The following is a 20,809-nucleotide window of genomic DNA, read 5'->3' on the forward strand; positions in this document are numbered from 1 at the left end:
AAAGGCACCTAGTGGTCTCTCGAAGCCGGCGGCTCCTGGCCGCCGCGGTAGCTCTCACGCTGCCCTTCCTGACAGCCGTCCCGGCGCGAGCCGCAGCCCCGTCCTCCTCCGCGACCCCGGTCCCGTCCGACGCCGTTGTGGCCCAGTGGGGCACCGACGCACCCGCCGGCAACGAGCAGTTCTACTTCGTGCTGCCCGACCGCTTCGCCAACGGCACCAAGGCGAACGACCGGGGCGGGCTCAGCGGTGACCGGCTCGCGACCGGCCTCGACCCGGCCGACAAGGGCTTCTATCACGGCGGCGACCTGGCCGGCGTGATCGACAAGCTCGACTACATCCAGGGTCTCGGCACCACCGCGATCTGGCTCGCCCCGGTCTTCAAGAACCGGCCCGTGCAGGGCACCGGCGACGACGTCTCGGCCGGCTACCACGGCTACTGGATCACCGACTTCACCCAGGTCGACCCGCACTTCGGGACGAACGACGAGCTCAAGAAGCTGGTCCGGCTGGCCCACCAGCGCGGCCTCAAGGTCTACCTGGACATCATCGCCAACCACACTGCCGACGTAATCCGCTACGCCGAGGCCAAGAACGACTACATGGACAAAGCCACCAGCCCCTACAAGGATGCCCAGGGCCGCCCGTTCGACGACCGCAAGGGCGACTTCCCCCGGGTCTCGACGGCCTCGTTCCCCTACACCCCGGTCTTTCCGGCCACCGCCGACAAGAGCGTCAAGAAACCGGCCTGGCTGAACGACCCCACGATGTATCACAACCGCGGCAACTCGACCTTCACCGGCGAGAACAGCGAGTACGGCGACTTCTCCGGCCTGGACGACCTGTGGACCGAGCGGCCTGACGTCGTGCGCGGCCTCACCGACATCTACGCGTACTGGATCGCCACCACCGGCATCGACGGCTACCGGCTCGACACCGTCAAGCACGTCGGCCTCGACTTCTGGCCGCAGTTCAGCGCCGGCATCACCAAGGCCGCGGCCCGCGCCGGCAAGCCCGGCTTCTTCATGTTCGGCGAGGTCTACAGCGCCGACCAGGAGGTCCAGAGCACTTACGTACGCCGGGGCGGCCTGCCCGCCACCCTCGACTTCTCGTTCCAGGAGGCGGCCAAGAACTTCGTGGCCGGCGACGGCTCGGCCCGAGCACTGGCCGACCTGTATGCCAAGGACGACCTCTACACCGCGCGCGACACCGGCGCCGGGCGGCTGCCGACCTTCCTGGGCAACCACGACATGGGCCGGATCGGCTCGTTCCTGACCGGGGACGACGCCGCCAAGCTGCGCCGCGACCAGCTGGCCCACGAGCTGATGTTCCTGACCCGCGGTCAGCCGGTCGTCTACTCCGGCGACGAGCAGGGCTTCACCGGGCCGGGCGGCGACAAGGACGCCCGCCAGGACCTGTTCGCCTCGAAGACCGCCGACTACCTCGACGACGACCTGATCGGCACCGATCGCACCCACGCGGTCGACAACTACAACACCGCGCACCCGATCTATCGCACGATCGCCACGCTGGGCGCGCTCCGCAAGGCCCACCCGGCGCTGCGGGGCGGCGTCCAGGTCACCCGGCACGCGGCCGACGGCCCCGGCGTGTACGCGGCCTCGCGCATCGACCCGGCCCAACGCGTCGAATACGTGGTGGCCACGAACAGCGCCACCACCGCGCAGACCGTCACCATCGACACCTGGTCGGCCTCGACGACGTTCCGCGGCGTCTACGGCGGCGCGACGACGGTCACCGCGGCCGCGGACGGCAGGATCACCATCACCGTGCCGCCGCTCTCGGCGCTGGCCATCAAGGCGGACAAGGCCACCCCCGCGCCCTCGGCGGCGCCGGCGATCAAGCTGAGCTCACCGGGCGCGGACGTTGTCGTGCCGGCCCGCACGAAGCTGGCCGCCGAGACCACCGGCGACCCGCTGTCCACGGTGACCTTCGCGGCGCAGATCGGCGACGGGCCGTGGAAGCTGGTCGGCCGGGGCAAGTCGGCCTATCACGACCTCGTCGGCCTGGCCGGCGGCACGACCGTGCGCTACAAGGCCGTCGTCCGCGACAGCCGCGGCCGCCTGGCCTCGACCACCACCAGCATCAAGGTGGGCACGCCGGTCACCACCACCAGTCCCGGCTACGCCGTGGTGCACTACCAGCGGCCGGCCGGCGGTTACGACGACCACGGGCTCTACGTCTTCGGCGACGTCGACCCGTCGATGACCACGACCTGGCCCGCCGGGCAGCCGTTCGCGGGCGAGGACGCGTACGGCCGCTTCGCCTATGTGAAGCTGGCGCCCGGGGCCAAGAACGTCGGCTTCATCGTGGTCGGTAAGGACGGCGTCAAGGACGTCGAGGCCGACCGCTCGTTCGACCCGTCGAAGAACGGCGAGATCTGGCTCAAGCAGGGCGATGCCACGATCACCACGACACCGCCCGCGGTCACCCAGGACCCGGAAAAGGTCGTCATCCACTACCGGCGGACCGACGGCGACTACGCCGGCTGGGGCCTGCACGTCTGGGACGGCGCAGCCACCCCGACCGACTGGGCGTCACCCCTGCCGCCCGCCCGGACCGACGCGTTCGGCGCCGTCTACGAGGTGCCGCTCGCCGCCGGCGCGACCGCACTCAGTTACCTGCTCCACAACGGAGACACCAAGGATCTGCCGGACGATCAGCGGCTCACCTTCGCCGAGGGCGGCCGCGAGATCTGGTTGCTGGCCGGGACCTCACCCCGCCTCGCGCCGGTCGTCCAGCCCACCGGATCGGGCGGCGTCATCGACCTGACCAAGTCGTCGGCGGTGTGGCTCGACCGGACCACGATCGCCTGGCAACCCGGCGGCGGAACGGATGGCAAGAGGTACGAGCTGGCCTACGCACCCGGCGGCATCGGGGTCACGGACGGCCGGCTGACCGGCGCCTACCGGACAGTGCCGTTGACCGCCCGGCCGGCGGGGCTCACCGAGCGGCAGCGCACCCGCTTCCCGCATCTGTGGCAGTACGACGCTTTCCGGCTGCCTGCCGGTGTCGACGCCAAGCAGATCCTGCGCGGCCAGATCGTCCTCGCCGAGCGGGACGCGGCCGGCGAGCTGCTGGCCGCGACCGGTGTGCAGACCGCCGGTGTCCTCGACGACCTGTACGCGGCCGCGGCGGCCGGTGCCCAGCTGGGCCCGGTCGGCACCACGCTGTCGGTGTGGGCTCCCACTGCCCAGAAGGTCGACCTCCAGCTCTACGACACCGCCGAGTCGGGGCCGTCGATCGTGGCGATGACCCGCGACGACCGCACCGGCATCTGGTCGGTCCGCGGCCCGGCGTCGTGGAAGGGGAAGTACTACCAGTACCGGGTCACCGCGTGGCAGCCGGCGGTGAACCGCGTGTTCACGGCGGCGGTCACCGACCCGTACGGTCTCGGCCTCTCGACCGATTCGAAGCAGAGCCGGATCGTCGACCTGGCCGATCCGGCTCTCGCGCCCGCCGGCTGGACGAAGCTGCGGAAGCCACCCGCGGTGCCCTCGGCCCGGATCCAGATCTCCGAGCTGTCGGTGCGCGACTTCTCGACGGCCGACACCACGGTTCCGGCTGCGCGACGCGGCACGTACGGCGCCTTCACCGACCCGGGGACGGCCGGCATGAAGCACCTGAAGGCGCTGGCTGATGCCGGGACCACGCACCTGCATCTGCTGCCGGTGTTCGATTTCGCGACCATCCCGGAGAAGCGGGCCGACCAAAAGCAGCCGCCGTGTGACCTGGCCGCCCTGCCGCCGGACAGCGACCAGCAGCAGAAGTGCGTGGCCGAGGTGGCCGCCACCGACGGCTACAACTGGGGCTACGACCCGCTGAACTACACGGTCCCCGAGGGCGGCTACGCGGTCGACCCGGTGCAGCGGACCAAGGAGTTCCGGCAGATGGTGGCCGGGGTCAACCGGGCCGGGCTGCGCGTGGTGATGGACGTCGTCTACAACCACACATCGGCCGCCGGCGCCGAGCCCACCTCGGTGCTCGATCAGATCGTGCCCGGTTACTACCAGCGGCTGCTGGCCGACGGCACGGTGGCCAACTCCACCTGCTGCGCCAACACGGCCACCGAGAACGCGATGATGGGCAAGCTCGTGGTCGACTCGATCGTCACCTGGGCCCAGGCCTACAAGGTGGACGGTTTCCGCTTCGACCTGATGGGCCATCACCCCAAGGCCAACATCCTGGCCGTCCGGGCGGCGCTCGACCGGCTCACCCTCGCGCGTGACGGGGTCGACGGCAAGGGCATCAACCTGTACGGCGAGGGGTGGGACTTCGGCGAGGTGGCCGGTGACGCCCGCTTCGAACAGGCCACCCAGGCCAACATGGCCGGCACCGGGATCGCCACCTTCAACGACCGGCTGCGCGACGCCGTGCGCGGGGGCGGGCCGTTCGACGAGAACCCGCGGGTGCAGGGCTTCGGCACGGGGTTGCTCAGCGCTCCCAACGGTGACCCGGTCAACGGTGACACCGCGGCGCAGGAGGCGCGGTTGCGGCACTACCAGGACCTGATCAAGGTCGGGTTGAGCGGCAACCTCTCGTCCTACCGGTTCGTGTCGTCGGCCGGGACCACCGTGACCGGCTCCGAAGTGGACTACAACGGCTCGCCGGCCGGTTACACGGCGGCCCCGGGGGAGGCGATCACCTACGTCGACGCGCACGACAACGAGATCCTGTACGACGCGATGGCGTTCAAGCTGCCCCCGGCCACCGACACCGTGGAGCGGGCCCGGGCCCAGTCGGTCGCCCTGGCCACCACGGCTCTGGGGCAGGGGGCGGGGTTCGTGGCCACCGGCTCCGAGCGGCTGCGGTCGAAATCGCTGGATCGCAACTCCTACAACTCGGGCGACTGGTTCAACGAGATCGTCTGGGACTGCGCGAAGGGCAACGGCTTCGGCCGGGGCCTGCCGCCGGCCGCCGACAACGAGGACAAGTGGGTCTTCGCCCGGCCGCTGCTGGCCGACCCGGCGCTGGTGCCGTCGTGTGCCGCGGTGGCGCTGTCCGACGCCCGCTATCAGGAACTGCTGAAGATCCGCCGCTCGTCGCCGGTCTTCGGCCTGCCGACCGCCGCCGAGGTGCAGAAGAGGCTCACCTTCCCGCTCTCCGGGGCGGCCGAGACCCCGGGGGTCATCACGATGACTCTGGACGGACGGGGAATCGACCGCACCTGGAAATCGGTGACGGTGGTCTTCAACGGCACCTCGGCGGCCACCACCCAGACCGTCCCGGGCCTGGCCGGCCGGGCGATCTCCCTGCACCCCGTGCAGCGGAGCTCGGCCGACCCGGTGGTCCGCACGGCCTCGTACGCCCAGGGAACCGGCACGTTCACCGTGCCCGCCCGCACCACGGCGGTGTTCGTGCAGAGTTAGCTCACGGCCACGGCCACCCGGCTCATCAAGGTGGCCGGTGCTTCCGGTACGCCCAGGTGGTAACCCTGGGCGTACCGGCAGTCCATGGCCGCGAGCAGGTCGAGCTGTTCCTCGGTCTCGACCCCCTCGGCCACCACCTTGAGACCGAGGGTGTGCCCGAGCTGCAGCACCGCGCTGACCAGCTGCTGCTGTCGTTCGTTGCCGGCCAGCCCGGTGATGAACGACCGGTCGACCTTGAGCACGTCGACCGGGATGTCGCGCAGATAGCCCAGCGACGAGTAACCGGTGCCGAAGTCGTCGATGGCGATCCGCACCCCCAGCTCCCGCAGCTCCTCGAGCCGGCCCGCGGTCACCGCCAGATCGCGCATGAGCACCGTCTCGGTCAGCTCGAGCACCAGGCAGCGCGGCGGCAGACCGCTGGTGGCCAGCGCGTGCGCCACCCGGTCGGTCAGGTCGGGCACCCCCAGGTTGGCCGCCGAGAGGTTGACGCTGACCCACTCCGGGGCCGTGGCCGGGGCCGTCTCCTGCCAGTGCCGGACCACCTGGCAGGACTCGTTGAGCATCCACCGGTCGATCTCGGTGATCAGCCCGGTCTCCTCGGCCAGCGGGATGAACGCGCCCGGCTGCTGCAGCCCGCGCTCGGGGTCGGCCCAGCGCACCAGCGCCTCGACTCCGAGGGTGCGCCGGGTCGCGACCTCGACCACCGGCTGCAGGTTGAGCCGCAGCTGGCCGTGGTGCACCGCGTCGCGCAGCCGGGACTCGCTGTCCAGCCGGTCCAGCAGCTGCTCGTGCATCCGCGTCTCGAAGACCTGGTAGCAGGCCTTGCCGTGTTCCTTGGCGGCATACATGGCGACATCGGCGTTGCGCAGCACCGCGTCCGCGTCGTCGTACTGGTGCACCTCGGGCACCACGCCGACGCTCACGCTGACCACCGCCTCCCGGCCGTGCAGCAGGAACGGCTCGGCCAGGGTGTCGACGCAGGCCTGGGCCAGCCTCTCGGCCGTGCCCGGGCCGGCGTTCTCGAGCAGGACGGCGAACTCGTCGCCGCCGAGCCGGGCCACTGTGTCGAGCGGGCGCAGCGCCACCGTCAGCCGTTCGGCCGCGGTGCGCAGCAATACGTCACCGGCGTTGTGGCCGAGGCTGTCGTTGACCTTCTTGAAGCCGTCCAGGTCGAGGTAGAGGATGGCCGCGTTCTCCCCGGTGGCGCGGGCCCGGGCCATCGCGTGCTCGAGGCGGTCGAGGAGCAGCTTGCGGTTGGGCAGGCCGGTCAGCGCGTCGTGCAGGGCCTGGTGACGCAGGTCGTACTCGAGCGCGCGCTGCCGGGTGACGTCGCGCAGCACCACCACCGCGCCGATCCGCCGGCTCTCCGTGGTGATCGGGCTGACTGTGTAGGCCACCCGCACCGAGCTGCCGTCCGGCCGCTGCAGGGTGACCTCGGCCCCGTCGTGCGCCTCCGGCAGCAGCGTGCCCGCCTCCAGCTCGAGCAGGCCCTCCACGCCGAGCCCGGTGATCCGCCCGGCCGCCTCGTTGGCGAAGGTGATCCGCCCGCGCGCGTCCACCCCGCAGATCCCCTCGCCCGCGTTGGCCAGGATGCGGTCGGTGTACTCCTTGGCCAGGATCTCGCGGGCCGACCGGTCGAGGCGCCCGGCCATGTCGTTGAACGCGTCACCGAGCCGGGAGATCTCGTCGCGCCGGCCCAGCGCCACCCGCTGCGAGTAGTCGCCGTCGCGGATGCGCTCGACCGCGGCGGTCAGCGCCCGGATCCGCCGGGTGATCGACTCGGCGGTCAGCACGCCCAGCGCCAGGACGAGCAGGATGCAGATCACGCCGGTGACCAGGATGACGATCTCGGCGTCCCCGGTGGCCGCCTCCATCTGCTCGTAGAGCGGGGTGTACTCCAGGACCACGGCCCCTAGGGTCACGTCGTTCTCGCCCAGCACGGGCACGACGACCTGCCGGATGCCCTCGGGGTAGTCCTCGCTCGTCTCGACGAAGACGCGGGAGCGGCCGTCGGCGATGGTCCGGCCGATCTCGTTGCCGGTGTCGTGGTCGAACACCGTGCCCACGTTCTCCGGGATGGCGTCGGCCAGGATCCGCTTGCCGGTGTCGACCACCACGACATCCCGGTCCTGCAGTTCGCTCAGCCGCTCGAGATACGCGGCGAGGGCGTCCGGCTGGTCGATCAGCGTGGGTGGCTCCTCGCCCGGCGTATCCACGGCCAGGCCGAAGGCGACGTCCTTGGCGATGCCCCGGGCCACCTGCTCGGCCTCGGTGATCGCCGCCTTGCTGGTCGTCTCCGAGTCGGCGTGCAACACCACGGCACCGGTCACGGCCACCATGGCGGCCACTGTCAGGAAACCGCCGAGCAGCTTCTGCCGAACGTTCACCCCTTCTTGTTCGGCGCAGTTTGCGACCGCGTGAGCGTTCTCCGCGCTGCCGCCGGGGTAAACGCTGCGGGTATGAGACAGCTGCAGTGGCTCGCCGTGGTCCGGCACGGCCAGAGCACCGGTAACGTCACCGCCCAGGACGCCGAGACGGCCGGGGTCGAGGAGATCGACATCCCCGAGCGGGATGCCGACGTGCCGCTCTCCGACCTGGGGCGGCAGCAGGCCAAGGCGGTCGGCACCGTCCTGGCCGGCGCCCGCCCCGGGATCGCCGTCGTGTCGCCCTATCTGCGCACCCGTCAGACGGCCGAGCTCGCGCTGAGCGGCCTGGACGTCCCGGTGGTCGTCGACGAGCGCCTGCGCGACCGTGAGCTGGGCGTCCTCGATCTGCTCACCGCGTACGGCGTCCAGCAGCGGCTGCCCGGCGAGGCGGCCCGGCGGGCCCGGCACGGCAAGTTCTACTACCGCCCGCCGGGCGGCGAGTCGTGGGCCGACGTGCTGCTGCGGCTGCGCTCGCTGCTGCGGGAGCTGCGCGAGGACCACCCGGACGGCCGGGTGGTGCTGGTGGGTCACGAGGCCATCGTGTTGCTCGTCCGCTATCTGGCCGAGGGGCTGAGCGAGGCCGAGCTGATGGAGATCGCCCACCGCACGACCGTGGCCAACTGCTCGATCAGCAGCTGGCGGGCCGAGGACGGCGAGCTGCGGCCCGAGCTGTTCAACTCCGTCGATCACCTGCACGCCGAGGGGACGACGCCGACCAAGCAGGAGGACGTCGATGACGAGCCGGTCTGACGAGCGGGCCATCACCCTGCGGGTGCTGCGGGACTGGCCGCTGCCCGACCCCGAGGGCAGCAAGGAGGCCCGCGGCACGGTGCTGGTCGTGGGTGGCTCCCAGTTCACGCCGGGGGCCGTGCTGCTGGCCGGCGAGGCCGCGCTGCGGGCCGGCGCGGGACGCCTGCAGCTCGCGGTGGCCGAGGAGACGGCGGTGCAGCTGAGCATCGCCGTGCCCGAGGCCAAGGTGATCGGGCTGGCACAGAAGGACAAGCTGCGCGAGCTGGCCGAGTCGGCCGACGTGATCGCGCTCGGCCCCGGTCTCGACGACATCGACGAGACGACGAAGCTCATGCGCGAGGTGCTCGGCGCGGCCCGGCCCGAGACCGGGGTCGTGCTCGACGCGTACGCCCTGGGCGCGCTCAGCAAGGACCCGGAGCTGCTGCCGCTGCGCCGGGCCGTGCTCACCCCGAACGTGGTCGAGGCGCAGCACCTGCTGGGCCGGGAGCCGGGCGACGACCTGGGCGCCGCGGCGGCCGAGCTGGCCGGCAAGTACCGCGCGGTGGTCTCGCTCTACGGCCACATCGCCACGCCCGACGGCCAAGCTTGGGTCGAGGAGAGCGGCGACGCCGGGCTGGGCACCTCGGGCAGCGGCGACGCCCGGGCCGGGATCGTCGCCGGGCTGCTCGGCCGCGGGGCCGACCCGGCCCAGGCGGCCTGCTGGGGCGCCTACGTGCACGCGGTGAGCGGTCAGCGCCTGACCCCGCGCCACGGCCGCACCGGCTTCCTGGCCCGCGAGCTGGTGGACGAGGTGGCGCGCACGATTGCGACCGTCTGAGCGGGGTACGCCGAGTAACACCCCCCGACACGGAAAGGAACGATCCGCATGACCACCGCACGCGAGATCATGACTCCGGACGCCACCTGCGTCGGCGAGAAGGAGAGCCTGGCCGACGCCGCCCGCAAGATGGCCGACCTCGGCGTGGGCTCGCTGCCCATCTGCGGCGAGGACAACCGGCTCAAGGGCATGCTGACCGACCGCGACATCGTCGTGAAGGCGCTGGCCCAGGGACGCGACCCGGCCTCCTGCACCGTTTCCGAGTTCGCCCAGGGCAAGCCGGTGACGATCGGCGCCGACGACGACACCACCGAGATCCTGCGCACCATGTCCGAGCACAAGGTGCGCCGCCTCCCGGTGATCGACGGCCACCAGCTGGTCGGCATCGTCGCGGTCGCCGATGTGGCCCGCGCCCTGCCCGACCGCCCGGTCGGCGACCTGATCGACGCCATCAGCGAGTAATCGCGCATCGCGTTCACCGGCGCCGTCCCTTCGGGGGCGGCGCCGTTCGCTGCGTCACAATTGGCCTCGGAGATCGCGGGAGCGGATCGGGAGGCGTAGTGTACGAAACAGTTTCGTTTCGCAAAGCGATGATGACGGGGGACCACCATGGTTGAGCAGGCGCGATCCGCCTCGCCGGCCGCGCGTGCCCGTCGGCTCGACAGCGACCGTGAGCAGGCGATCCTGCGCGCGGCCTACGAGTTGCTGGGCGAGACGGGCTACCAGGGGCTCCGGGTCGACGCGGTGGCGGCCCGGGCGCAGGCGAGCAAGGCGACCCTCTATCGGCACTGGCCCACCAAGGCCGAGCTGGTCACCGACGCCGTCCGCACGTGCAAGGCGGCCGACGGGCCGCTGCCCGACACCGGGACACTGCGGGGCGACCTGGTCGCCTGGTTCTGTGACATGGCCACGATGATCGGCAGCGAGGAGGGTCCGCTCCTCGCCGGCCTGTTCATGGCCCTGCACACCGATCCCGAGCTCGCGGCGCAGCTGCGCCAGATGCGCGAGTCCAAGATCCCGCTCGCGGAGACCATCTGCGCGCGGGCCGAGGCTCGCGGCGAGCTCACCCCCGGTTACGACGTCCGTCTCATCGACGAGATCGTCCCGGCCCTGGTCTTCATGCGCCGGTTCGCCCTGGGCGAGCCGCTCGACCAGGCCTTCCTCGACCACCTCGTCGACGACATAGTCCTGCCGCTGCTCAAACGCAGCTAGACCCGCTCCCGCTCGACAGCACCCCGTCACTGACGAGGGTGGATCTCCGCATGCCTCCAAGGGGGACGTTCCATGTCCATCACCGCCGACGCCTCGACTCCGCCGGATATATCGCCTAAACCGCGAAACCGGTGGTTGGCTCTGACCGTCATCGCGGTCGCCCAGCTGCTGATCGTGCTCGACGCGACCATCGTCAACATCGCCCTGCCGACGGCGCAGACCGCGCTGAACATCAGCGACGCCAACCGGCAATGGATGATCACCGCCTACACCCTGGCCTTCGGTGGCCTGCTGCTGCTCGGCGGCCGGATCGCCGACTTCACCGGCCGCAAACGGGCCTTCATCATCGGCCTGCTCGGCTTCGCCACCGCGTCCGCGCTGGGCGGCCTGGCCACCAACGCTGAGACGCTCTTCGCGGCCCGTGCCCTGCAGGGTGCCTTCGGCGCGCTGATGGCTCCCGCGGCCCTGTCCCTGCTCACGGTCACCTTCACCGAGGCCAAGGAGCGGGCGAGGGCGTTCGGTGTCTACGGCGCCATCGCCGGCGGCGGCGGCGCGGTCGGCCTGCTGCTGGGTGGGGTCCTGACCGAGTACGCCTCCTGGCGCTGGACGCTGCTGGTCAGCGCGCCCATCGCGATCGTCGCCGCGGTGGCCGCGGTCCGATTCGTCGGCGAGAGCCGCGCCGAGGGCAACACCCGCTACGACCTGCCCGGGGCCTTCACCTCCACCGCCGGTCTGGTCGCCCTGGTGTACGGCTTCACCAAGGCCAGCGACGACGGCTGGGGCTCCCCGGTCACGGTCGCCTGGCTGGTCGCCGCCGTGCTCCTGCTGGTCTCCTTCGTCGTGATCGAGCTCCGCAGCGCGCACCCGCTGCTGCCCATGCGGGTCCTGCTCGACCGCAACCGCGGCGGCGCCTTCATCGCCTCGCTGCTGATCGGCTCCGGCCTGTTCGGGATGTTCCTGTTCCTGACCTTCTACATGCAGCTCACCCTGGGCTACTCGGCCCTGATGAGCGGCGTGGCCTTCCTGCCGTTCACGTTCGGCATCATCGGCGGCGCCGGCCTGGCCGCCCAGCTGCAGACCCGCCTGGGCCCGCGCGTCCTGATGTTCAGCGGCCTGTTGCTGGGCACGATCGGCATGGTGATGCTGACCCGCATCGGCGTGGACACCGGCTTCTGGAGCCACGTCTTCCCGGCCGAGCTGGTCCTCAGCCTCGGCCTGGGCATCACCTTCGGCCCGATGTCGAGCACCGCCCTGGTCGGCGTGTCCAGCCACGACGCCGGTGTGGCCAGCGCCCTGATCAACACCACCCAGCAGATCGGCGGCTCGCTGGGCACGGCCCTGCTCAACACCATCTTCACCACGGCCGTGGCCGCCTACATCACCGACCACCGCGCCGAGGTGACCAACCCCGACCAGCTGCCCGCCCTGCAGGCAGTGGCCACCGTGCACAGCTACACCGTGGCCTTCTGGGTCAGCGCGGCCCTGATCGGCCTGGCCGCCCTGGCCTCCCTCGTCCTGATCCGCGCCAAGAAGGACGAGCTCGCCACCGACACCGGACTCCCGGTAGCAGTCTGATCCCGCACTCCCCGGTCGCGGCGGCACCCCCGCCGCGACCGGCGCGATCAACGCCGATGGCGGCCACGCTTACTCCTCGGCTAGGAAGAGTCAGCTTGCCTCGGCCGGCTCAGACGCACCGCTTCGGCCTCCCGGCCGTGGCGGACATACGCGGATCGCAATTTGGCCAACGCTCGCTGGTAACGCCCCTCGTACAGCTCCGCGTCGCGGTCGGCAGCGGTTCGCAGGACCGACACGGCCTCGCGACGGTGAGCGAATTCCTCGTCGTGGTCACCGAGTTTGCAACGGTTCACCGCGAGGTTGGTCAAAGTGGCGGCGAAGTCGGCTTGCCGGGCCTCGTTGTCGGCGGCGAGCGTCCTCCAGAGCTGGACGGCTTCGCTGAAGTCGATGTGAGCCTGCCGATGATCGCGTAGTTCCGCCCGGTGAAGACCCAGGTTGTTGAGGGCGCCGGCCAGCTCGGAACGGTAAGCCGGATTGTCAGCGACCAGCGCTCGCCAGCGGGTGACGGCTTCGGCCGCCGCCGAAAGGGCCTGCCGGTGGTCTCCGAGACTGGACCACCGGGCGCCGAGGTTGAGCAGGGCGCCGGCGAACTGGGGATGGTGGGCGGGATTGTCCGGGGCCAGAGTTCGCCAAAGAGCCACCGACTCCTGAGTCGCCTTATGGGCTTGTCGATGATCTCCAACTGCTGCCCAGCGGTTCCCCAGGCTGCTCAAGGCCGAAGCGAGGTCGGGCCGGTAGGCGGGGTTGTCGGCCGCCAGGACTCGCCACAGCGAAACAGACTCGGTGCTCGCGGCATGAGCTTGCGGGAAGTCGCTGAAGTTTGCGGCCTGGATGCCGGAATTGTCCAGGGCCCGAGCGAGATTGGGCTGAAATCTGGCGTCCTCGGCCACCAGGGCTCGCCAGGTCTCGACAGCTTCGCTGATGGTCGAGCGTGCCTGCTGATGGTCGCCGACTGCCGCCCACATGACGCCGAGATTGTTCAGGCCGCGAGCCAGGCTGGGACGATGGCGGGAGTCCTCCGCGGCCAGCACTCGTAACAAGGTGACCGCCTCGGTGGCGGCAGCGTGCGCACCTAGCCGATCGTCGAGCGATCTCCGAGGGCCACCCAGACCGATCAAGCTGTCGGCCAGACCGGATACAGCGGACGGTTCATCGGCGGTCAAGGTGCGCCACAGGGCCACGGATTCGCTCGCCGCAGCGAGAGCTTGTTGATGATTTCCGAGGGCCGCGTGGCAGGTACCGAGGCCGTTCAGGGCGCCCGCGAGAGCGGGCCGGTGTGCGGGGTCGTCGGCGGCCAGTGTCCTGCACAGCTCGACGGCCTCGCTGATCGCGCTGTGGGCTCCGCGGTGATCTCCGAGGTTCGACAACCGATGAGCCAGGCTGTTCAGAGCGCGGGCGAGCCGGGCGTGATCGACAGGGCCGTCGCAGGACGCCGCCCGGCAGTGTGCGACCAGAAGCCGGCTGACAACCCCACAGGCCCGCGGAAGGGCGAATTCGGGCAGCCGATCGTCAAGAGACACAAGGGTTTGTTCCGGCAGGTCACGGTCACTGAGGAAGAGCGCGAGTTGCTCGTCGACGAGCTTTGCGTGATGCACCATGGCGATCTCGACGGCAACGGCTATGCCGTCGGAATGGCCCGACTCCCAGAGCTTGGTCAGAACCGGCATTCCCGTTGGGAAGACTGTGGTCGCTCGGGTCAGGACGAGTGCCGCGTGCCGGTGCTCGGCCGGGCCGAGGTCAGCTAGAAGGCGTTCGGCGAGGGCCGGATGACGACTTAGGCGGTCGACGATGAACCAGTCGCCCAGCAGATCCGGCTCGATGCGGGCAGCCGGGTAGAGGTGGGCGACCCACCGCGCTGTGTTGCGGAGGTCGATCTCAGCGGCATCCGACAGGTCGGGGACCCGGCGCAACACCTCAACCGCGGCTTCCTCGTCGTCCGCGCCTCGCAGGACCAGGGCCAGAATGGCGCGTTGCCGCGTTTCGGTGCCCAATCTGGACACGGCCCAAGCCGGCGATTGCGCGGCCGACTCCCACCACGCCGCCTCGTGGGTGAACAGCTGCTCGATCACCTCGGCCACCGGCAGGCGGCGCACCCGGTCGGCCGGCTGACTCCGTTCTCCCGCGGCGTACACCGTCAGCAGCGCACGAGCGAGCAGCAACAGCATCGTCTCGTCCGGCGCACCGACCCGGCCGGTGAGCTGAGTCGTCGGAGGCGCGAGCATGTCGAGCTCCCGCGCGAATCGGCCGACGGCCTGCACGTACCAGCGTTCCCGGTCACCCTCCCCGCCATGGGGTCCGATCCGTACCACCCGTGCTCGGGCGAGCCATCGCGCCGAGTCCGGCACTTCGCGTTCGAGTGCGGCCTGGAGCCCAGCCGCATCCCGGGTGATCAGCAAAACCCGTACGGAAGGGGGTCCTTCATGTCCCGCCAGCGCGGTCACCAAGGCGGGCAGATCCTGTCGGGTGCCCGCGTCGTCGACCAGTACCACCGCCGGGTCACCGCCGGCGACGATCTTCTCGACCGCCTCGCCTCCCCGGCCCATGGTGAGCCATCCGCCGGCCCAGTGCGCCGGCCGTGAGCGGGCGAGCTCCATCGCCAGCCGCGTCTTTCCCGACCCGGCCGGCCCGGCGAGAATCAGCACGGCCGCCGGGGCATCGCCGTCGCACCAATGCTCCAACTCGTCAAGCTCATTGCGGCGCCCCTGAAACGGCATCACCTGGCGAGTCGCCATCAGCAGATCGAACGCGCTCACCTTCTCGGTTGTCGCCTTGTGTTCCAGCGTTGCCAGTACCCGGTCGCGTGCCTCGATCGCAGCCGTGCGCTGCTCATGGGCCCGCTGCCGCACTTCGATGACGATCCACGTGCCGGCCAGCACCACCAGCGCGATGGTCAGCGGCAACGACCAGCCGCCGGTCGCCAGATTGGTCAACGCACCGACCAATACCGCCAGCAGCGTCGACACGCCTGCCGATCGTCCTTGCCGTATCCATGGCCGGCGCATCCACAGCCTCCGTTGATCGGTCCTGACCGACCACATTGCTCGGATTTCCGGCCACCGGGGATCCCCCGGGAGGTCGACGCTCACCGTCGGGTGTGTGGAAGGCTGCGGGGATGCCGTGGGAACTGCCGAACCCGCCTCGGCCGCAGGCGTGGCCGGTGGAGCTGGTGCCGGTCGATCGGACCCATCGGGCGGTGCTCGGCCACCTCGGGCAGCTCTTCCGGCACGACATGTCGGAGTTCTTCGGGCTCCTCATCGCCCTCTGCCCGGGGCGGTGGACGATCGGCTTCCAGCGCTACAACCCGGGCGCCGAGCGGTTCTGGTCGCGGGTGGCGACCGAGGTGGCCGGTGACCGCTGGCAGATCGCCGACGGGCTGGTCCCCGAGACCCGGCCGCCCGACACTTTCATCACCTTCACGACGCCTCGCGCGGCAGGCGCACCGTGACCACCGTGCCGGTGGACTCGTGCGACGCCAGCGTGATCGAGCCGTGGTGGCGTTCCACGACCACCCGGCAGAGCGCCAGACCGAGTCCGGCGCCGGGGATCCCCGTGTGGCGGGCGTTCCCGCCCCGATAGAGCCGGCGGAACAGGCGCGGCTGCTCGGCCGCGGCCACCCCGGTGCCGTTGTCCCCGACCACCAGCACGGCCGCTTCGCCTTGGTCGTCGGAAAGTGTCACGGCGACCGGGGAGTTGGGCCGGCTGAACTTGATCGCGTTGGTCAGCAGGGCGTCGACGACCTGGCGCAGGCGCTCCGGGTCGCCCGGCACGATCAGGCGGCCGGGCAACGCCGCCCGGACGATGATCTCGCGGGCCGCCGCCTCCGGGGTGGCGGCGTCGATCGCGGCCGTCACCACCTCGGTCAGGTCGACCGGCTGGACGGCCAGGCGGGCGTGCCCGGACTCCAGCGAGGCCAGGTCCAGCAGCTTCTCGACCAGGTCGCGCAGGCGCGCGTTGTTGCGCTGCACCACGTCGAGCAGGTCGCGCACGTCGGCCAGCCGCACGTCGTCGCTCGACTCGGCGATCAGGTCGACGTAGGCGCCGATCGAGGTCAGCGGCGTCCGCAGCTCGTGGCCGACCAGCGCGATGTACTCGTCGGTGGCCGCGGCCAGGTGCAACGCCAGCACCTCGCTGCGGCGCGATTCGAGGAATGCCCCGATCAGACTGGCCAGCCCGGTCAGCAGCACCCCGAGTGCGGGGTCGGGCTCCTGCCGCTCGTACGAGAAGAAGGCGAGCGCGCCGACCACCCGCTCGCCGCTGCGGACGGGCACCGCGCCGGCCGCCCGGAAATCGGTGCCGGCGACCAGGCCCGGCAGCACCGGTGAGTCGGGCGCGTCCAGGTCGGGCACCCAGACCACGTCGGCCCGCTGCCAGCACGTTCCGGCCAGCCCGGACCCGCGTTCCATGCTGACCGGCACCGGCGGCGGGCGCGTGTCCGGCGCGGTGTAGACACCGGCCGGGCGTAACAGGTCGGTCACCTCGTCGACCAGCCACAACCTCAGGTACGGCCAGCCCAGCGCGCCGCCGATGGCCTCGAGGATCCGGTCGGTGGCGTCGGCGGCGTGCGGATGGTCGGCGATGACCTTCAGCACCTCGTTCTCGCAGTCCTGGTACTGCCGGTTGCGGTGCTGGCTGGTCACGTCGTGGATCGCGGCCACGGCCCCGGTGATCTTGCCAGCCGTGTCCCGCACCGGCCGGGCGTTCACCGCGAACCACCGGGGCCGGCCGGCCTCGTCGTGGGCGAGCAGTTCCGCCTGCTTCACGTGCTCGCCGGCCAACGCCCGGGAAAGGGCCAGTTCATGCGTACGCAGGGGGGTGCCGTCCGGATGCAGCAGGACGAACCTGCGGGTGGCGTCGCTGATGGGCACGTCACCGACGCCAGGCCCGATGAACTCCTGCATCTTCCGGTTGGCCAGCACCACGTGGCCCGTCGCGTCGCACGCCGCCACCCCGGCGTCGAGGCAGTCCAGCAGTGCGTCGAACACGGCCGCGTCGCATTGGCCCGGTGACCCGACTGGCTCGGGACAGTCCGCGGGCGCGGCCGTGCCCAGATATTTGCGCAGGGACTCGGTCAGCTCGGGCACCCCGAACGGCTTGCCGATCACGGCCAGCGCGCCCGTCGCGGTCAGCCGCGGGTCGCCGGGGAGCAGGTACGCGGTGATCAGCACGACCGGCGTGCCGGCGATCTGCGGGTCGTGCCGGATGGCGTGGCACAGCTCGAGCCCGTCGAGATGCGGCATGTCGACGTCGGCGACGACCAGCGAGGGCCGGTGCTCGGCGATCGCCGCGAGAGCCGCCCGCCCGTCCCCGGTCACCACCACGTCGTGCCCGAGCCGGCGGACGACCTCAGCGATCACCCGCTGATGATCGAGGTTGTCCTCGGCCACCACCACACATGCCACGACCACCAGGCTAGGGCGGCCGCGTTGCCGTCCGGGGACATTCGCCGGATCAATCCCCGCATAGGGGTGATCTCCGACTCTTCCGCCCCGCCTCGCCGCGCGTGGCGCCCGGCACAGGGGTAGTTCAACAGGGTGCCAGAGAACAAAGTCTCGGAGAACGGCGTCGGATTCCGGTCCGAGCGCGGCCCCGTCCTCGTCGCGGTGATGCTGTCGACCTCGCTGATCGCGATCGACTCGACGATCATCGCGACCGCGGTCCCGTCGATCGTCAAGGACATCGGCGGCTTCACCGAGTTCCCCTGGCTGTTCTCGATCTATCTGCTGGCCCAGGCCGTCTCGGTGCCGATCTACGGCAAGCTCAACGACCTGTTCGGCCGCAAGCCGGTGATCCTGTGGGGCATCGGGCTCTTCCTGGTCGGCTCGATCCTGTGCGGCGCGGCCTGGAGCATGCTCTCGCTGATCATCTTTCGGCTGGTGCAGGGCCTGGGGGCCGGGGCGATCGCGCCGACCACCATCACGATCGTCGGCGATCTCTACAACGTCCGCGAGCGGGCCAAGGTGCAGGGCTACGTGGCCAGCGTGTGGGGCATCTCGTCAGTGATCGGGCCGGCGCTGGGCGGTGTGTTCAGCGAGTGGGCCGACTGGCGCTGGATCTTCTTCGTCAACGTCCCGCTCTGCCTGCTGGCCGGCGGCATGATTTTCACGAAGTTCCACGAGCGGGCCGAGCGCCACCGGCCGGTCATCGACTACCGCGGGGCGGCGCTGCTCACCGCCGGTCTCACGCTGGTCATCCTGGGCGTGCTGGAGGGCGGCCAGGCCTGGGCGTGGACGTCACTCAGCGGCCTGGGCGTGCTCGGCGGCGGGCTGGTCCTGCTGGTGATCTTCGGCTTCGTCGAGCGGGGCGCCCCCGAGCCGGTGCTGCCGCTGTGGGTGTTCCGGCGGCGGCTGCTGGTCACCAGCGGTCAGCTGGCGATCGGCGTCGGCGCGATCCTGCTCGGCCTGAGCTCGTACGTGCCGATCTATGTGCAGGACGTGCTCGGGTACGGTCCGCTGGTCGCCGGCTTCGCCCTGGCCGCGCTCACCCTGGGCTGGCCCCTCTCGGCCAGCCAGGCCGGCAAGATCTATCTGCGGGTGGGCTTCCGGGTGTGCGCGCTGATCGGCAGCACGCTCGTGCTGATCGGCTGCGCGTTGCTCCTGCTGCTCGGCGCGGAGTCGTCGGTCTGGGCGGTGGGCGGGTTCTGCCTCTTCATCGGTCTCGGCATGGGCCTGACGGCGGCGCCCACGCTGATCGCCGCGCAGTCCAGCGTCGGCTGGTCCGAGCGCGGCGTCGTCACGGCCAACAACATCTTCCTGCGCTCGCTGGGCAGTGCGCTGGGCGCGGCGGTCTTCGGCGCGATCGCCAACGCCATCATCGGCGGCGACGAGGTCGATCCGGCCCGGCTGACCACGGCGGTGCACCGCATCTTCATCGGGTTGGTGCTGGTGGCCATCGTGATGGTGGTGCTGGCGGCGCTCATTCCGAAGTCGGCGGACGCGGTCACCGCGGAGCCCGGGCCGGAGGCCCGCCCCGCCGAGCCCAGGCCGGAGGCCCGCCCCGCCGAGCCCAGGCCGGAGGCCCGCCCCGCCGAGCCCAGGCCGGAGGCCCGCCCCGCCGAGCCCAGGCCGGAGGTCCACCCCGCCGAGCCTGAGCCGGAAACCCGCTCCGCCGGGGCCTGAGCCGGAAACCCGCTCCGCGGAGTCTGGCCGGAAACCCCCTCTGCCGAGCCTGGCCCGGAGGCCCGCTCCGCCGAGTCGCGGTAACAACGTCCTTGCAGGCGCATTGGTGTAATGTGTTGCCATAGTGTGTGAGACACAGTATGGTGTTGGACATGACAACGGACGCGACACTAGCCAGCCACTTGCAGGAGCTGCGGCGCGGCACAGTGGTCGTCGCCAGCCTGACCGTGCTGCGCACGCCGGGCTACGGCTATTCACTGCTCGAGACGTTGAGCGAGGCCGGCTTCGAGGTCGAGGCCAACACGCTCTACCCCCTGCTGCGCCGTCTCGAGGCGCAGGGCCTGCTGACCAGCGCGTGGAACACCGACGAGGCCCGGCCGCGCAAGTTCTACACCACCACCGAGCAGGGCAACGCGGTTGCCGGTGCCCTGCGCATCGAGTGGGCCCGCCTCGACGAGGCCATCGGCGACCTCTCCACCGACACCGTCTCGACCCCCGGGAGCGACAAATGAGCGCCAGCCTGACCGACCGCTATGTCTTCACCGCCCTGCGCCGCGTGCCCGAGCAGCAGCGCGCCGACATCGACCGCGAGCTGCGCGCCTCCATCGACGACGCGGTGGACGCCCGGGTCGACGCCGGCGAGACCCGCGAGGCGGCGATCGAGCGCACGCTGCTCGAGCTGGGTGATCCCGACCGCCTGGCCGACAGTTATGCCGGCCGATCAAACTTCCTGATCGGCCCCGAGCTCTACGGGGTGTGGCGCCGCACGATGAAGGTGCTGTTCACCACCGTGCTGCCGATGGTCGTGACCGTGGTCGCCGTCGTCGAGCTCTTCGCCGCCGACGTCACGGTGGGCACCGTCATCGGTGCGGCGATCGGTGCCACGTTGACCGTCGGCGTCCACCTGGCCTTCTGGACCACGCTCGCCTTCTGGATCGTCGAACGCACCGGGGCCGGCCTGGACGACCTCAACACACCGTGGACACTGGCCAAACTGCCCCGCTACGAGCCGGGTGCACTCTCCCGCATGGACCTCGGTGCCCTGCTGGTCTGGCCCGCCCTGCTGATCGTGGCCCTGGTGCTGCAGCAGTTCGCCTTCACCGACGAGCCCGTGCTCGACCCGGCCAACTGGTCCTTCTGGTGGCCGCTGCTCATCGTCCTGATCGCGCTCAAGGGTGTCTGGGCCGTCTGGGTCTTCCGGATCGGTCAGTGGACCCGCCCGGTCGCCGTGGCCAACGCCGTCCTGGCCGTCGTCACCGCCGCGGTCCAGGTCTACCTGCTGAGCGCCGACAAGTTCTTCAACCCCGGCTTCACCGGTTTCGACGCCGAGGCCGACCTGCGCGGCTGGGTGTCGCTGGCCGTCATCGTGGCGGTGATCCTGGGTGCGCTGTGGGACATCTTCGACGTCACCCGCAAGACCGAGCGGGCCCGTAAGGGCATCCCGGCCCAGGTCCCCGGCACCGGCAACTCCTACAGCGTCATCTGATCCCCGCACCACCGGCGCGCCCCTCGGTTCTCCGAGGGGCGCGG

The 20,809-nt window shown here is 70.9% G+C and carries 13 protein-coding genes; 10 read left to right on the forward strand and 3 right to left on the reverse strand.

Annotated elements, in window-relative coordinates; genetic code table 11:
- Positions 1–11 precede the first annotated feature (11 nt).
- Positions 12–5,384 carry a pullulanase-type alpha-1,6-glucosidase gene (pulA, locus tag NAG42_RS37915; protein WP_250037170.1) on the forward strand — a complete coding sequence of 1,791 codons (5,373 nt, stop codon included), beginning with the start codon at positions 12–14 and terminating at the stop codon, positions 5,382–5,384.
- On the opposite strand, the gene NAG42_RS37920 is transcribed toward pulA, so the two are convergent.
- Positions 5,381–7,771 (reverse strand): putative bifunctional diguanylate cyclase/phosphodiesterase, encoded by a 2,391-nt coding sequence (locus tag NAG42_RS37920; protein WP_250037171.1) that lies wholly within the window; start codon positions 7,769–7,771, stop codon positions 5,381–5,383. The two genes, pulA and NAG42_RS37920, sit on opposite strands and share 4 nt — an antisense overlap.
- 72 nt (positions 7,772–7,843) lie before the next feature.
- Here NAG42_RS37920 and NAG42_RS37925 point away from each other — a divergent pair, with 72 nt between their 5' ends.
- The 5 genes from NAG42_RS37925 (at position 7,844) to NAG42_RS37945 (ending at position 12,164) form a co-directional block, all read left to right on the forward strand.
- Entirely contained in the window at positions 7,844–8,560 is a 717-nt protein-coding gene (locus NAG42_RS37925) for a histidine phosphatase family protein (RefSeq protein WP_250037172.1), read from the forward strand.
- On the forward strand, positions 8,544–9,377 hold the full coding sequence (locus tag NAG42_RS37930) for an NAD(P)H-hydrate dehydratase (RefSeq protein ID WP_250037173.1): 834 nt from the start codon (positions 8,544–8,546) through the stop codon (positions 9,375–9,377). Before NAG42_RS37925 ends, NAG42_RS37930 begins: the two co-directional genes overlap by 17 nt.
- A gap of 48 nt (positions 9,378–9,425) precedes the next feature.
- Positions 9,426–9,839, forward strand: coding sequence for a CBS domain-containing protein (locus NAG42_RS37935; protein ID WP_250037174.1), 414 nt, complete (start codon positions 9,426–9,428; stop codon positions 9,837–9,839).
- A gap of 147 nt (positions 9,840–9,986) precedes the next feature.
- Entirely contained in the window at positions 9,987–10,589 is a 603-nt protein-coding gene (locus NAG42_RS37940; RefSeq protein WP_250037175.1) for a TetR/AcrR family transcriptional regulator, read from the forward strand.
- 72 nt (positions 10,590–10,661) lie between these two features.
- Complete coding sequence (locus NAG42_RS37945; protein WP_250037176.1) at positions 10,662–12,164, forward strand: MFS transporter; 1,503 nt, start codon at positions 10,662–10,664, stop codon at positions 12,162–12,164.
- A gap of 80 nt (positions 12,165–12,244) precedes the next feature.
- On the opposite strand, the gene NAG42_RS37950 is transcribed toward NAG42_RS37945, so the two are convergent.
- The gene (locus tag NAG42_RS37950) at positions 12,245–15,127 is read right to left on the reverse strand and encodes a tetratricopeptide repeat protein (protein ID WP_250037177.1); all 2,883 of its coding nucleotides are present in this window, start codon (positions 15,125–15,127) and stop codon (positions 12,245–12,247) included.
- A gap of 149 nt (positions 15,128–15,276) precedes the next feature.
- Between NAG42_RS37950 and NAG42_RS37955 the strand changes: the two genes are divergently transcribed.
- Positions 15,277–15,609, forward strand: coding sequence for a hypothetical protein (locus tag NAG42_RS37955; RefSeq protein WP_250037178.1), 333 nt, complete (start codon positions 15,277–15,279; stop codon positions 15,607–15,609).
- Here NAG42_RS37955 and NAG42_RS37960 read toward each other — a convergent pair.
- Positions 15,578–17,563, reverse strand: coding sequence for an ATP-binding protein (locus tag NAG42_RS37960; RefSeq protein ID WP_250037179.1), 1,986 nt, complete (start codon positions 17,561–17,563; stop codon positions 15,578–15,580). The two genes, NAG42_RS37955 and NAG42_RS37960, sit on opposite strands and share 32 nt — an antisense overlap.
- Positions 17,564–17,695: 132 nt before the next feature.
- Between NAG42_RS37960 and NAG42_RS37965 the strand changes: the two genes are divergently transcribed.
- The 3 genes from NAG42_RS37965 to NAG42_RS37975 all read left to right on the forward strand — a co-directional run bounded on the left by NAG42_RS37965 (position 17,696) and on the right by NAG42_RS37975 (position 20,765).
- Positions 17,696–19,279 carry an MFS transporter gene (locus NAG42_RS37965; protein ID WP_250037180.1) on the forward strand — a complete coding sequence of 528 codons (1,584 nt, stop codon included), beginning with the start codon at positions 17,696–17,698 and terminating at the stop codon, positions 19,277–19,279.
- Between the two features lie 152 nt (positions 19,280–19,431).
- On the forward strand, positions 19,432–19,791 hold the full coding sequence (locus NAG42_RS37970; RefSeq protein WP_250037181.1) for a PadR family transcriptional regulator: 360 nt from the start codon (positions 19,432–19,434) through the stop codon (positions 19,789–19,791).
- Entirely contained in the window at positions 19,788–20,765 is a 978-nt protein-coding gene (locus tag NAG42_RS37975) for a permease prefix domain 1-containing protein (protein WP_250037182.1), read from the forward strand. Before NAG42_RS37970 ends, NAG42_RS37975 begins: the two co-directional genes overlap by 4 nt.
- The last annotated feature ends 44 nt before the right edge of the window (positions 20,766–20,809 follow it).

Origin of the sequence: Paractinoplanes maris (assembly GCF_023544465.1) — a bacterium.
Taxonomy (GTDB): Bacteria; Actinomycetota; Actinomycetes; order Mycobacteriales; family Micromonosporaceae; genus Actinoplanes; species Actinoplanes maris.